Consider the following 12,686-nt stretch of genomic DNA (forward strand, 5'->3'; position numbering starts at 1 on the left):
CGTCCGCCACCACCGCTCCGGCCTGCCGTCTGTCCCGTGGGGAAGCGAAGCGCGGTGCCATGCGCCCGGGCCCGTGGTAACGCTGCGCGCATGAGCAGCCTCGATCTCATCGTCGTCGGCGCGGGCATCGTCGGCCTCGCCCATGCGCTGCACGCGGCGCGCGCCGGACGGCGCGTGCTCGTGCTCGACCGCGACGCGCAGGCCAATGGCGCCTCCATCCGGAACTTCGGCTTCATCACCGTGACCGGCCAGGGCGCGCGCGACACATGGCGCCGTGCCCGCCGCGCGCGCGATGTCTGGGCCGAGGTCGCGCCGCTCGCGGGCATCGATGTCCATCATCGCGGGCTGCTGATGTGCGCCCGCCGGCCCGAGGCCGCGGCGGTGCTGGACGAATTCGCCGCCGGCCCGATGGGCGAGGGCTGCCGCGTGCTGCGTGGCGCCGCGCTCGCGGCCCATGCGCCGCCGCTGCGCGGCGATGGCATCCTCGCCGCGCTGCACAGCCCGCACGAGCTGCGCGTCGAGAGCCGCGATGCCATCCCCCGCCTCGCCGCCTGGATGGAGGCGTCGCTCGGCGTGCAGTTCCGCCGGCAGGTGGCGGTGCTGGGCGTGGCGGAGGGCCGCGTGGAGACGAGCGCGGGCAGCTTCCACGCCCCGCGCACCGTGGTCTGCCCGGGACCCGACCTCGCGAGCCTGTTTCCCGAGGCCTTCGCGCGCCGCGGCGTCACGCTGTGCAAGCTGCACATGCTGCGCCTGGCCGATCCCGGCTGGCGCCTTCCGGCGGCGGTGATGAGCGACCTCGGCCTCGACCGCTACCGCGGCTATGCGGAGTGCCCTTCGCTGCCGACGCTGCGCGCGCGCCTGCGCGCCGAGCAGGCGGAGGAGGTCGCGAACGGCGTCCACCTTATCGTCGTGCAGGGCGCGGACGGCTCGCTCGTCGTCGGCGACAGCCACCACTACGGCCCGACGCCCGACCCCTTCCAGCCAGAGCATGTCGACGCGCTGATCCTGCGTGAAGCGCAGGCGGTGCTCGACCTGCCGGCGCCACGGGTGATCGAGCGGTGGACGGGCCTCTATCCCTCCGGGCCCGACGACGCCTTCTTCGAGAGGGTGGCACCCGGCGTGCGCCTTGTCTCCGTCACCTCCGGCACCGGTGCCAGCACCGCCTTCGGCCTCGCCGAGGAAGTGCTGGCCGATCTGGAAGCCTCCCCATGAGCACCACCATCAAGGCCGTCATCCTCGACTGGGCGGGCACCGTGCTCGACCACGGATCGCGCGCGCCTATGGGCGCCTTCGTCGAGGCCTTCGCGCGCTTCGGCGTCGCCATCTCCATCGCCGATGCGCGCGGGCCGATGGGCATGGCCAAGCGCGACCACATCCGCCTGGTGGGCACGGCGCCCGCCGTTGCCGCCGCCTGGCGTGCGAGGCACGGGCGCGACTTCGACGAGGCGGCGATCGACGCGATCTTCGATGTCTTCGAACCGCTCAACGTCGCGGCGGTGGAGGCGCATGGCGCCCTCATTCCCGGCGTGCGGGCCGCGCTCGACTGGTGCGTCGCGCGCGGCATCCGGATCGGCTCTACCACCGGCTACACGCGCCCGATCATGGAGCGCCTCGCGCCGATCGCCGCCGCGCAGGGCTTCGTGCCGGAAGTGATGGTCTGCGCCGGGGACCTCGCCGCCGGCCGGCCGGCGCCGCTGCAGATGTGGCACGCCATGGCGGCGATGGGGGTCTGGCCGGCCAGCGGCGTGGTGAAGATCGACGACACGCCGCCCGGAATCCGCGAGGCACGCGCGGCCGGCTGCTGGGCGGTCGGCGTGGCGCTGACGGGCAATATCGCGGGGCTGACGGTGGAAGAGCTCGCCGCGCTCGACGCCCCGGCGCGCGACGCGCTGCGCCGCCGGGCGACGGCCGAGCTGATGGCGGCCGGCGCGCATCTCGTGGTGGATTCGGCCGCTGACCTTCCTGCGGTGGTCGAGCACATGGAGGCCCGCCTCGTGGCCGGGGAGCGCCCCGGCCTCATCGAGGCGCCCTGACACGGAACCGCAATGCTTTCGTCACATGACTGACGCGGGGTGCGGGCTAGGGACCGGGCGACCCCCGAGGGAGCCCCACCCATGCGTCGCCTTGCCCTTCTCGCCTGCGCCCTGATCGGCTTTGCCCCGGTGGCCGAGGCGCAGCAGCGCACCCGCCTGACCGTCTACACCGCGCTGGAGAACGAGCAGCTCGCCCCCTTCAAGCAGGCCGCCGAGGCGGCGCTGCGCGACATCGAGATCGCCTGGGTGCGCGATTCCACCGGCATCATCACCGCCCGCCTGATCGCCGAGCGGCAGAACCCGCGCGCCGACGCGGTGTGGGGCCTGTCGGTTTTCTCGCTGCTGCAGATGGAGGCGCTCGAGATGCTCGAGCCCTACACGCCGCGCGGCGCGGAAGCGCTGCGCGCCAACATGCGATCTGAGCGCAGCCCGATGACCTGGACGGGCATGGACGCCTTCGTCTCGGCCATCTGCTTCAACACGGTGGTCGCGCAGCAGCGCAACCTGCCGCGCCCGACCACCTGGAACGACCTGCTGAACCCGGCCTTCCGCGGCCAGGTGGTGATGCCCAACCCGAATTCCTCCGGCACCGGCTTCCTGACCATGGCGGGCTGGATCGGCGCGCGCGGCGAGGCGGGCGCCTGGGACTACATGACGCGCCTGCACGACAACATCCAGGTCTACACCCATTCGGGCAGCGCGCCCTGCAACAACGCCGCGCGCGGGGAATTCGGCGTCGGCATCTCCTTCGACATGCGATCCGTCACGCTGCGCAACCAGGGCGCGCCGATCGAGATCATCGTGCCCACCGACGGCGTCGGCTTCGACCTCGAGGCGACGGCGATCCTGCGCGGCACGCGCAACCTGGCGGCTGCCCAGCGGCTGGCGGACTTCGCCGTCTCCCGCCCGGCGATGGAGCTCTATGGCCGCTTCTACGCGCTGCTGGCGCTGCCCGGTGTGGAGCCCACCGTGCGCAACTACCCGGCCGACTTCGCCGAGCGCCTGGTCAGCGCCGATTTCCGCACGATCGCGACGCAGCGCGACCGGCTGCTGCGCGAATGGGCCGGCCGCTTCGACGGCAAGTCCGCGCCGCGCAACTGACGCCCCGCGTGACCGCCGCCACGCCCGGCATCGCCGCTGCTGCCCTGGCGGCGGCGCCCCGCCGCGAGGACGCCTATCTCCGTGTCGAGGAGGTGGGCAAGCAGTTCGGCACCTTCGTGGCGCTGCACCGCGTGAGCCTCTCGGTGCAGGCCGGGGAGTTCGTGACCTTCCTCGGCCCCTCGGGCTGCGGCAAGACGACGCTGCTGCGCGGCATCGCCGGGCTCGATCCGCCCACGACGGGGCGCATCCTGCAGGAAGGGCGCGACATCACGCACCTGCCGCCCTCCGAGCGTGATTTCGGCATCGTCTTCCAGTCCTACGCGCTGTTCCCGAACCTCACTGTGAACGCGAATGTCGGCTACGGGCTGCGCGGCGCCGCCTGGCCCAGGGCGCGCGCGCGGGAGCGTGTGGCGGAGCTGCTCGGCGTCGTGGGCCTCTCGGACCAGGGGGAAAAATACCCTTCGCAGCTCTCGGGCGGGCAGCAGCAGCGCGTCGCCCTCGCGCGCGCGCTGGCGAACGAGCCCGGCCTGCTGCTGCTGGATGAGCCACTCTCCGCCCTCGACGCCATCGTGCGCCAGCACCTGCGGCAGGAGATCCGCTCGCTCCAGCAGCGCCTCGGCGTCACCACCATCATGGTCACGCACGACCAGGAGGAGGCGATGGGTGTCTCCGACCGCATCGTGGTGATGAGCCGCGGGCGGATCGAGCAGATCGGTACGCCGGCCGAGATCTACGCACGCCCGGCCAGCCCCTTCGTCGCCGGCTTCATCGGCCATTCCAGCCATTTCGAGGCGGTGGTGGATTCGCCCGCGGGCATGCTGGTCGCCGGTGGCGCGAGGCTGCCCGCGGAGGCCGCGCGGCCCTTGCTCGATGGCGCGCGCGTCGCCTGCTTCATCCGGCCGGAGCATCTGCGCCTGGCCCCGCCGGATGCGGCGCCGCCCGGCGCGCTCAAGGCCCGTGTGACGGGGGGCGAGTTCCTCGGGCCCAGCTGCCGGGTGTCGCTCGAGGCGGGAGCGCTGCGCCTGCTCGCGGCCGTGGTGCCGGCGGAGCTGGCGGCGCTGGGTGCGCTGCCCGGCGCCGAGGTCGCCGCCACCCTGCCGCCCGAGCACCTGATGGTCTTCGCCGAGGATGCCTGACGCGGTGCTGGCCGCGGCGCCGTCCCGCCCGCGCCTGTCGCTCGACCAGCAGGTCATGAGCTGGGGGTTGTGGCTGGCGCTCGCCTTCCTGCTCGCCTTCCTGGCGCTGCCGCTCGGCACGCTGCTGCTGCGGGCCTTCGAGACGCCGGAGGGCGGCTTCGCCGGCCTCGCGAATTTCCGCACCTATGCGACCACGCCAGCGCTGCTGGTCGCGGCCTGGAACAGCGTCTGGACCGCGGCGCTGAGCGCGGTGATCGTGGTGCCGCTCGCCTTCGGCTACGCCTATGCGCTGACGCGCGCCTGCATCCCCGCCAGGCCGCTGTTCCGCGCGGTGATGATGCTGCCGCTGCTCGCACCCTCGCTGCTGCCCGCCCTTGCGCTGATCTATCTGTTCGGCAACCAGGGGATGCTGCGCGGGCTTCTCATGGGCGGCAGCATCTACGGGCCGGCGGGGATCGTCGCGGCGCAGGTCTTCTACTGCTTCCCCGCCGCCGCGCTGATCCTGGCCGTCGCGCTCTCCACCGCCGATGCGCGGCTGTACGAGGCCGCGGCGGCGCTCAGGGCCTCGCGCGCGCGCATCTTCCTGACCGTCACGCTGCCTGGCGCGCGCTACGGCCTGGTCTCGGCCTTCGTCGTCGTCTTCACGCTGGTGGTGACCGATTTCGGCATCCCGAAGGTGATCGGCGGCCAGTTCCCGGTGCTCGCGACCGATGTCTACAAGCAGGTGGTCGGGCTGCAGGACTTCAACATGGGCGCGGTGGTGGGCATCGTGCTGCTGGTCCCGGCGGTGGCTGCCTTCCTGCTCGACCGCTGGGCGAGCCGGCAGCGCAGCGCGACCATGAGCGGGCGCGCCGTGCCGCTGCGCCCCGCACCGCGCGCCGCGCGCGACCGCCCGCTGCTCGCGCTCTGCCTCGTCGTCGCCGCGGTGCTGGTGGGCATCGTGGGCGTCGCCGCCTGGGGATCGCTGATCCGCTTCTGGCCCTACAACCTGTCGCTGACGCTCGACAACTACGGCTTCTCGCGCTTCGACGCGGCGGGGTGGCAGGCGGTGTGGCTCTCGGTGCGGATGGCGGGTCTCGCGGCGGTGCTGGGCACGGCCATCATCTTCGTTGTGGCCTATGTGCTGGAGCGCGGGCCGCAAAAGGGGCAGCTGCCGGGCCTCGGGCGCTTCGCCGCGACGGTGCCGCTGGCCGTGCCGGGGCTCGTGCTCGGCCTCGCCTATGTCCTGTTCTTCAACCACCCGGCCAATCCGCTGGGCGTGCTCTACGGCACGCTGGCGATCCTGGTGCTGAACTCCATCGTGCATTTCTACACGGTGGGGCACCTGACGGCGGTGACCGCCATCCGCCAGCTCGACCCGGAATTCGAATCCGTCGGCGCCTCGATGCGCGTGCCGGTCTGGGTGACCTTCGGGCGCGTCACCGTGCCGATGTGCCTGCCGGCGATCCTCGAGATCGCGATCTACCTGTTCGTCACCGCCATGACGACGGTGAGCGCGGTGATCTTCCTCTATGGTCCCGACACCAAGCCCGCCTCGGTCGCCATGCTGCACATGGACGAGGCCGGGCAGGCCAGCGCGGCCGCGGCGATGGGTGTCGTCATCCTCGGCATCACCACCGCGGCGAAGCTCGCCCAGCTTGTGCTGGGCGCGCTGCTCGGGCGCGCCACCCAGGCCTGGCGGCGCTGATCAGGCCGTCATGCCAAAGTTTCATCTTTGGCATACCGGCATGGCGCGCGGGGTTTGCGGGGCGGCCTCGCGCGAAACCAAGGGGTGATGCGCGGCTGACAAGGGTCGATCCCTTGTCAGCCGCGTATCACGCGCGGCGCAGCGCGGTCGGATAGAGCCGCCCGGCCTCGCTGCGCATCGCCTCGAGCACGAAGCCGCCGGGCAGCGCGTGCAGCTCCTCGGCCGGCAGGATGTCGGCCGCGGCATCGATCGCGCCGCGCAGCGGTCGCCCTTCCATGCCCTCGACCGCGAGGCCCAGCACATGCAGCACGGTCGGCACGATGTCGGTGAGGTCCGCCGCCTGCCGCGCGACGGCGCCGCTGCGGAACGGGCCGCCCTGCATCACCAGCACGGTCGCGAGCTCCGCCCGGTGCAGCCCGCCATGCATGCCCCCGCCCTCGGGCACGTCCGGCGCGTCGAAGGGCGCCGTGCCAGGCCTGCCCCAGGCATCGGGGCCTTCGTCGCCCGCGAAGGTCGCGACCAGGTCGGCGCTGCGCGCATGGGCGCTGCCGAGCAGCGCGAGGGGCACGGCGCGGCCCGGCGGCAGGATCGCCGGATCGCGCGCGAGCAGCGGCCCGGCCCAGGGCTGCGTGGCGAGGAAATCGGCGACCTGCGGCGCGAGCGACGGGTCGCGCAGCCAGATGCCCGGCGCGGCGGCGGGCGCCACCACGACATCGACATCCGCCGCCATGCCCGTGCCCGCGCGGAAGCCGGCCTGCTGCAGTTCGGTGCGCAGGCTGCGCTTGCCGCGGCCCGTGACATGGCCGTGGTCCGACAGGACGACGATCGCGATCTCCGCCGCATCGGGCTGCGCGTCGCGCCAGGCGACGATGCGCCCCAGCACGGCATCGGCGGCGCGCAGGGCGCGCAGCGTGTGCTCCGCGCGCAGCCCGCCCCAATGGAAGGAGACATCGGGCTCGGAGAGCCACAGCAGCGCGACGTCGGGGCGATGGCGGGGGAGCACGTGATCGACCAGCACGCGGCCGGCGAAGTCGACGCGTGGGATGTTCGGCACGGCGGCCTCCGGCGTGGCGCCGAGCGCGGCGCGCACCTCCTCCGCCGTCGCGCCCTGCGTGTCCTCAACGTTCCAGCGGAAGGCGCCGAGGCGCTCGGCGGCCGGGTGGAGCAGGCGCGCCGCGCCGGCGGTGCCGGCGCTCACCAGGGCGAAGCGCATCCCGTGCGGTGCCATGCGCTCCGCGAGGCTCGGCCGCTGCAGCGGCGATTCCGCGCCCGCCGCCATGGCGAGCACATCCTCGACCAGCTTGGTGCGCAGCAGCCGGTCCGGCGCGACGGCCGCATCGAACAGCGTGTTCGCCACCATGCCGTGCCCGCCCGGCCGGCAGCCGGTGATGAGGGAAGGGGTCGCGACGCGCGTTTCGGAGGGAAAGACGCTGCGCGCATTGGCGAAGCGCGTGCCGACCGCCGCGAGGGCCGCGAGATGGGGCGTCAGCGTCGCATCGACCATGTCCGGCCGCAGCCCGTCGAGCGCGACCATGATGACGCGGGTCATGCGCCGGCCCTCAGGCAGCGGGCGACGCAGGGCAGGAAATGCGCGACGGGCGGCGTCTCCAGGGCGCGGACCTTCGCTGCCTCGCCGTAGCGGCGCAGCGTCACCGCCGCGGCGTGATGGGGCAGCGCCTCGAAGGCCGCGATCTCCGAAGCGCTCATCGGGCCGCCCTGCAGGGCCAGGCTGCGCACGCTGTCGGGCGAGAGGCGCGCGACGTAATCCGCCTCCGTCGCACATAGGTAGCGCTTGGCGGCGACGTGCAGGCGCACGGGTTCCGTCACCTCCGGGCCGAAATGGCGCGTGAGCCAGGCATGGCCGAGCTCCTCGTGCCGGTCATCGACGCCCTCGGCCGCCGGGTCCTCGCCGAGGTCGTGAACGAGATGGCCGATGTCGTGCAGCAGCGCCGCGGCAATCAGCGCGTCCGGCTGGCCGTCGCGCTCGGCGAGCCGGGCGGCCTGGAGCGCGTGCTCGCGCTGCGTCACGTCATGCAGGCCATAGGCGCCATCGGCGCGGTGTTCGAGCAGGTCATGGATCTCGGTGACGACGTCGGGCGTCATGGCGCTCTCGTTGGGCGGGTTGAAGCGGCAGCAGCGCGATCATGGACCAGGCCCGGCGGGCCCGGCCACGGCCTTGCGGATCGACGCCGCGGCACCCGAGCCTCTCCCACGACGCCGGCAACGGTTCGATGACCCCTGCATGACACTGGCGTGAATCGCTTTCGCCGCCACCGCGCGGCGCGCTGGCGCCGGAGCGCCCGTGATCCTGCCCCGGCGTCCGGGATGGCCGGTCGGGCATGCCGAATCCTCGATCGCCCGCCTTCCCTTGCGGAGGGCGAGCCTGCGTAACAGCATGGCGCCGGCAATCGCGGAGGAAGCGCATGGATTTCGGCCTGTCGCCCGAACAGGAGGCGATCGTGGAGGGCGTGAGCGCCGTCTGCCGCCGCTTCGGCGACGAGTACTGGCGGTCCTGCGACGACGAGGCGCGCTTCCCCTGCGAATTCCATCGCGCCATGGCCGAGGGCGGCTGGCTCGGCATCACCATGCCGGAGGTGCATGGCGGCGCGGGCCTCGGCGTCACCGAGGCCGCGCTGATGATGCACACCGTCGCGCGCCATGGCGGCGCGATGGCCGCGGCGTCGTCCATCCACATCAACATGTTCGGCCCGCACCCCATCGTGGTGCACGGCACGCCCGAGCAGAAGGCGCGCTGGATCCCGCCGCTGATCGCGGGCACCGACCAGGCCTGCTTCGGCGTGACGGAACCCAATGCGGGGCTCGACACCACCTCCATCACCACCTTCGCGACGAAGGTGCCCGGCGGCTATCGGGTGAACGGGCGCAAGATGTGGACCTCGACCGGCCAGGTCGCGAACAAGATCCTGCTGCTGACGCGCACCACGAAGAAGGAGGATGCGCGCAGGCCGACCGAGGGCATCACGCTGTTCTACACCGACATCGACCGCAGCAAGGTCGAGATCAAGCGCATCCCGAAGATGGGCCGCGCGGCGGTCGATTCGAACATGACCTTCATCGACGACCTGTTCATCCCCGACGAGGACCGCATCGGGGAGGAAGGCCGCGGCTTCTCCTACATCCTCGACAGCCTGAACCCCGAGCGCGTGCTGATCGCGGCGGAAGCGATCGCGATCGGCCGCGATGCGCTCGATCGCGCGGCGCGCTACGGCCAGGACCGCGTGGTCTTCGGTCGGCCGATCGGCCAGAACCAAGCGATCCAGCATCCGCTCGCGGAATGCTGGACGGCGCTCGAATCCGCCTGGCTGATGACGCTGAAGGCGGCCTGGCTGTATGACACCGGCAGGCCCTGCGGGGCGGAGGCGAATGCGGCCAAGCTGCTTGGCGGCCGCGCCGGGCACAATGCCTGCCTGCAGGCGGTGCTGACTCATGGCGGCATGGGCTATGCGAAGGAATACGTGGTCGAGCGCTTGCTGCGCGAAGTGCTGATCTGCCGCATCGCGCCGGTCTCCGAGCAGATGGTGCTGTCCTTCATCGCCGAGCGCGTGCTCGGCCAGCCGAGATCCTATTGAGCCTGACGGCGCCACGGCGTCCGCGCCGCGGGCGACATCTGCCCAGCCTGACGTCCTGACCCCGCGAGGCCCGCCCCATGCCGACCCCCGCCAATGCGCTGCGCATCGCCGTCCTGCCGGGCGATGGCATCGGCACCGAGGTGACCGAGGCGACGCTCGCCGTGCTCGAGCCGCTGGCGCGGCGGCATGGCATCGGCCTTGCTTTCGAGACGCTGCGCGCCGGCGCCTTCTGCTACCGCGACACCGGCACGGCCATGAGCGAGGAGACCTTCGCGCGCGCCGCCGCCGCTGATGCCATCCTGCTGGGGGCGATGGGCTGGCCGGAGATCCGCGCGGCCGACGGCACCGAGATCGCCCCGCAGCTCGACCTGCGCTTCCGGCTCAACCTCTATGCCGGGGTGCGGCCGTTCCGGGCCATCCCGGGCGTGCCTTCCGCGCTCGCCGATCCGCGCGCGCGCGACATCGATCTGGTGATCGTGCGCGAGAGCACCGAGGGGCTGTTCTTCTCGCGCGACCGCGGCGTGGTCACGCATGACATGGCCGAGGAGACGCTGCGCATCACCCGCCCGGTCACCGAGAAGCTGGCGCGCTTCGCCTTCGGCCTGGCGCGGCGTCGCGCGGAGGCGCGCGGGCGTCCACGCGGCACGGAGGCGCGCGGGCGCCCGGGCGTGGTGACGCTGGTCGACAAGGCCAATGTGTTCCGCGCCTTCGCCTTCATGCGCGCCATCTTCGCCGAGGTGGCGGCGGAGTTCCACGACATCGAGAGCCGCAGCCACTACGTCGATGCCATGGCGCTCGACCTGGTGCGCCGGCCCTGGGACTTCGACGTGCTGCCGACCGAGAACATGTTCGGCGACATTCTCTCTGACCTCGGCGCGGGGCTGGTGGGGGGCATGGGCTTCGCGCCGAGCGCCGATATCGGCGACACCCACGCGGTGTTCCAGCCGGCGCATGGCACCGCGCCCGACATCGCGGGGCAGGGCGTGGCGAACCCGACCGCGACGCTGCTGAGTGCCGCGATGATGCTGGATTGGCTAGGCGCGCGCGGCGCCGGCCAGGGCTTCACGGATGCCGCGGCAGAGCTGGAGGCGGCGGTGGATGCGGCCTTCGCCGACGGCCTGCGCACGCCTGACATCGGCGGGCGCGACGGGACGGGGGCGGTGGCGCGGGCGGTGGCGGCGCGGATCGGCGCGGCGTCCGGTTGAGGCGCCGGCCGCCCGCGCGGGACGATTTCACGCTATGGTCACGCCAATGTGTTGATAGGCCCTTGTCGAATCAAACCACAGGTTGAAATGCCTCAGCAGGCAACCGGGCACGAGGCGACGAGGACAGTATGGCGCTGACGGCATGGAGAAGACGCACGGCGTCCTCGTTGCCGGCCTCATGGGCCTGGGCAAGGCAACGTTCGACGGCGGCGGTGGCGGCGGAGATCGGGTCGGTCGTGACCTCCGACAGGCTCCGCGTGGCCTTCGCCCCGGTGCTGAGAAACAAGCTCGTGACGACCTGATTCATCGGAATTCCCCCTGCAACAGCCTCAGGGCCTGGCGGCGCCCCCGCGCCTGCCGTGGCTCGCGCCCTGGTCGGCATCCCCATGCCGGCCCGGTTCCTGATATTGCCCCGAGGCGGCGGATCGAGGCACTCCTTTCCGCGTCTTCCCGGCCGTGGGATGTCATTGTGCCGTCCGGGTGTTGCAGAAAAGAATCACCCCGGCTTTGGGCGATGTCTTTATCCGGCGAGAAGCGCATCGAATTCGGCGAATATAGTTCAAAAAACGGCACGACGGGTCCTTGAGCCGCCGCGATGTCGCGCGAACCGACCCGGCCCTGCCCGGGGGGCTGCGAGCAACGCCCCGTCGCACTGCCATCGCGGCTAGGACGCCGCACCGAGACTGCATCCGCAGGTTCTCGCGATGCCGCACCGCCGCGTTGTCGGCGGGAATTGGAGGGCTGCGTCCTCCCGCGGCAGGGTCGCCGGGCGTCCGGCCCTGGCAATGCAAGCGAGTCGATCCGACCGAGGGCGCGCGTAAGTTGCAGCGAGAGCGGATTTTTCACTGTCGATGGCAATAAAAACGCCATTGCACACTCTTGTGAATTTCTCGAATACTTTAAAAACCGGTGTTGTCGTCAGGGATGCCGGTACCCCCCCCGCGTGCTGCCGCCTTCCCCCCAGGCGGCACGCGCCCAGCCGGCGGACTGCCGGATGAACAGGCTTGGCCATGATGCGCTGCGGAACCCCCGTTGCCCGGCAGCACCTGCGTAGCGTCTGCCGCCCTTCGCGCGCCGATTGCCGGATCGTGTCGTGCTGAACGTTGGCGCCCCCGGCCTCGCCGAGGCATGCTGCGACCGCTGGGCCGATGGCAGCGGCCGCCTCGCCCTGATCCGCCCGCGCCCCGATGGGCCAAACGAGGCGGTGAGCTTCGACGCGCTGCACGTCACCTCCTGCCGCGTGGCTCAGGTGCTGCGGGCGAATGGCATCGGCCGGCGCGACCGCGTCGGCATTCTGCTGCCGCAGGGGCCCGAGGCGGTGATCGCGCTGCTCGCCGCCTGGCGGCTCGGTGCCATCGCGGTGCCGCTGGCGCGCATGCTGGACGGGCCGGCGCTGGCCTTCCGGCTCGAGCACGCCGGCGTGGCCGCGCTGGTGACCGACGATTCGGGGCTCGATGCGACCGAGGCGCTGCGCCCGGGCCTGCCCGGCCTGCGCCTGGTGCTCGGCACCGAGCGCACGGGCGGCGGCGTCCTGTCCTTCTGGCAGGAGGCCGGGCGCGCGCCGGGCGGCGACCCCGGCACCGTCGTCGCCGCGGGTGACCCGGCGCTGATCCTTTACACCGCCTGCGCGCGCGGCGTGCTGCATGCGCATCGCGCCCTGGCGGGCAACCTGCCGGGTGTCGCGGCGCAGCACGGCGGCTTCCCGTGTCCGGGCGACCTGGTCTGGACGCCGATGGACTGGGCCTGGCGCTCCGGCCTGTTCGATGCGCTGCTGCCGGCGCTGTTCCACGGCGTCCCGGTCCTGGCCGCCCCCATGCCGCGCTTCGAGGCCGCGCGCGCGCTGGCGCTGATGGCGCGCCACGGCGTGCGCAACGCCGTGCTGCCGGCGGCCGCGCTCGGCGCCCTGCGCGATGCCCTGCCGCCGGAGCCTGCCG

The 12,686-nt window shown here is 72.5% G+C and carries 11 protein-coding genes; 8 read left to right on the plus strand and 3 right to left on the minus strand.

Features of this window, described 5'->3' with window-relative positions; genetic code table 11:
• Window positions 1-90 precede the first annotated feature (90 nt).
• From HW578_RS03970 to HW578_RS03990, 5 genes are all read left to right on the plus strand, one after another.
• Window positions 91-1,212: a TIGR03364 family FAD-dependent oxidoreductase gene (locus tag HW578_RS03970; protein ID WP_198369237.1), complete on the plus strand. Its 1,122-nt coding sequence runs from the start codon at window positions 91-93 to the stop codon at window positions 1,210-1,212.
• Window positions 1,209-2,033: a phosphonoacetaldehyde hydrolase gene (phnX, locus tag HW578_RS03975; protein WP_198369238.1), complete on the plus strand. Its 825-nt coding sequence runs from the start codon at window positions 1,209-1,211 to the stop codon at window positions 2,031-2,033. Before HW578_RS03970 ends, phnX begins: the two co-directional genes overlap by 4 nt.
• A gap of 81 nt (window positions 2,034-2,114) precedes the next feature.
• Entirely contained in the window at window positions 2,115-3,134 is a 1,020-nt protein-coding gene (locus HW578_RS03980) for a putative 2-aminoethylphosphonate ABC transporter substrate-binding protein (RefSeq protein WP_198369239.1), read from the plus strand.
• Between the two features lie 8 nt (window positions 3,135-3,142).
• Entirely contained in the window at window positions 3,143-4,270 is a 1,128-nt protein-coding gene (locus tag HW578_RS03985) for a putative 2-aminoethylphosphonate ABC transporter ATP-binding protein (protein ID WP_369407813.1), read from the plus strand.
• A gap of 4 nt (window positions 4,271-4,274) precedes the next feature.
• Window positions 4,275-5,957 (plus strand): putative 2-aminoethylphosphonate ABC transporter permease subunit, encoded by a 1,683-nt coding sequence (locus tag HW578_RS03990; protein WP_369407814.1) that lies wholly within the window; start codon window positions 4,275-4,277, stop codon window positions 5,955-5,957.
• Window positions 5,958-6,084: 127 nt separating this feature from the next.
• Here HW578_RS03990 and HW578_RS03995 read toward each other — a convergent pair whose 3' ends face one another.
• Together HW578_RS03995 and HW578_RS04000 are read right to left on the minus strand one after the other, a co-directional pair.
• A complete protein-coding gene (locus HW578_RS03995) occupies window positions 6,085-7,506 on the minus strand; it encodes an alkaline phosphatase family protein (RefSeq protein WP_198369242.1) in 1,422 nt (473 codons plus the stop codon).
• A complete protein-coding gene (locus HW578_RS04000; RefSeq protein WP_198369243.1) occupies window positions 7,503-8,060 on the minus strand; it encodes a phosphonate degradation HD-domain oxygenase in 558 nt (185 codons plus the stop codon). Before HW578_RS04000 ends, HW578_RS03995 begins: the two co-directional genes overlap by 4 nt.
• Window positions 8,061-8,380: 320 nt before the next feature.
• On the opposite strand from HW578_RS04000, the gene HW578_RS04005 reads away from it, so the two are divergent.
• Window positions 8,381-9,547 carry an acyl-CoA dehydrogenase family protein gene (locus HW578_RS04005; RefSeq protein WP_198369244.1) on the plus strand — a complete coding sequence of 389 codons (1,167 nt, stop codon included), beginning with the start codon at window positions 8,381-8,383 and terminating at the stop codon, window positions 9,545-9,547.
• A 77-nt stretch (window positions 9,548-9,624) separates the two neighbouring features.
• The gene (locus tag HW578_RS04010) at window positions 9,625-10,752 is read left to right on the plus strand and encodes an isocitrate/isopropylmalate dehydrogenase family protein (protein ID WP_198369245.1); all 1,128 of its coding nucleotides are present in this window, start codon (window positions 9,625-9,627) and stop codon (window positions 10,750-10,752) included.
• Window positions 10,753-10,822: 70 nt separating this feature from the next.
• Here the strand turns inward: HW578_RS04010 and HW578_RS04015 are convergent, their stop codons facing one another.
• Window positions 10,823-11,059, minus strand: coding sequence for a hypothetical protein (locus tag HW578_RS04015; RefSeq protein WP_198369246.1), 237 nt, complete (start codon window positions 11,057-11,059; stop codon window positions 10,823-10,825).
• A 786-nt stretch (window positions 11,060-11,845) separates the two neighbouring features.
• Here HW578_RS04015 and HW578_RS04020 point away from each other — a divergent pair.
• On the plus strand, window positions 11,846-12,686 hold an 841-nt coding region (locus HW578_RS04020), incomplete at its 3' end, for an AMP-binding protein (protein ID WP_198369247.1).

This window comes from Roseomonas rosulenta (genome assembly GCF_016106005.1).
GTDB lineage: Bacteria > Pseudomonadota > Alphaproteobacteria > Acetobacterales > Acetobacteraceae > Neoroseomonas > Neoroseomonas rosulenta.

Coding starts and splice junctions, on each gene's coding strand:
- HW578_RS03970 (WP_198369237.1), top strand. CDS start 91: ATGAGCAGCCTCGATCTCATCGTCGTCGGCGCGGGCATCGTCGGCCTC.
- phnX (WP_198369238.1), top strand. CDS start 1,209: ATGAGCACCACCATCAAGGCCGTCATCCTCGACTGGGCGGGCACCGTG.
- HW578_RS03980 (WP_198369239.1), top strand. CDS start 2,115: ATGCGTCGCCTTGCCCTTCTCGCCTGCGCCCTGATCGGCTTTGCCCCG.
- HW578_RS03995 (WP_198369242.1), bottom strand. CDS start 7,506: ATGACCCGCGTCATCATGGTCGCGCTCGACGGGCTGCGGCCGGACATG.
- HW578_RS04000 (WP_198369243.1), bottom strand. CDS start 8,060: ATGACGCCCGACGTCGTCACCGAGATCCATGACCTGCTCGAACACCGC.
- HW578_RS04005 (WP_198369244.1), top strand. CDS start 8,381: ATGGATTTCGGCCTGTCGCCCGAACAGGAGGCGATCGTGGAGGGCGTG.
- HW578_RS04010 (WP_198369245.1), top strand. CDS start 9,625: ATGCCGACCCCCGCCAATGCGCTGCGCATCGCCGTCCTGCCGGGCGAT.
- HW578_RS04015 (WP_198369246.1), bottom strand. CDS start 11,059: ATGAATCAGGTCGTCACGAGCTTGTTTCTCAGCACCGGGGCGAAGGCC.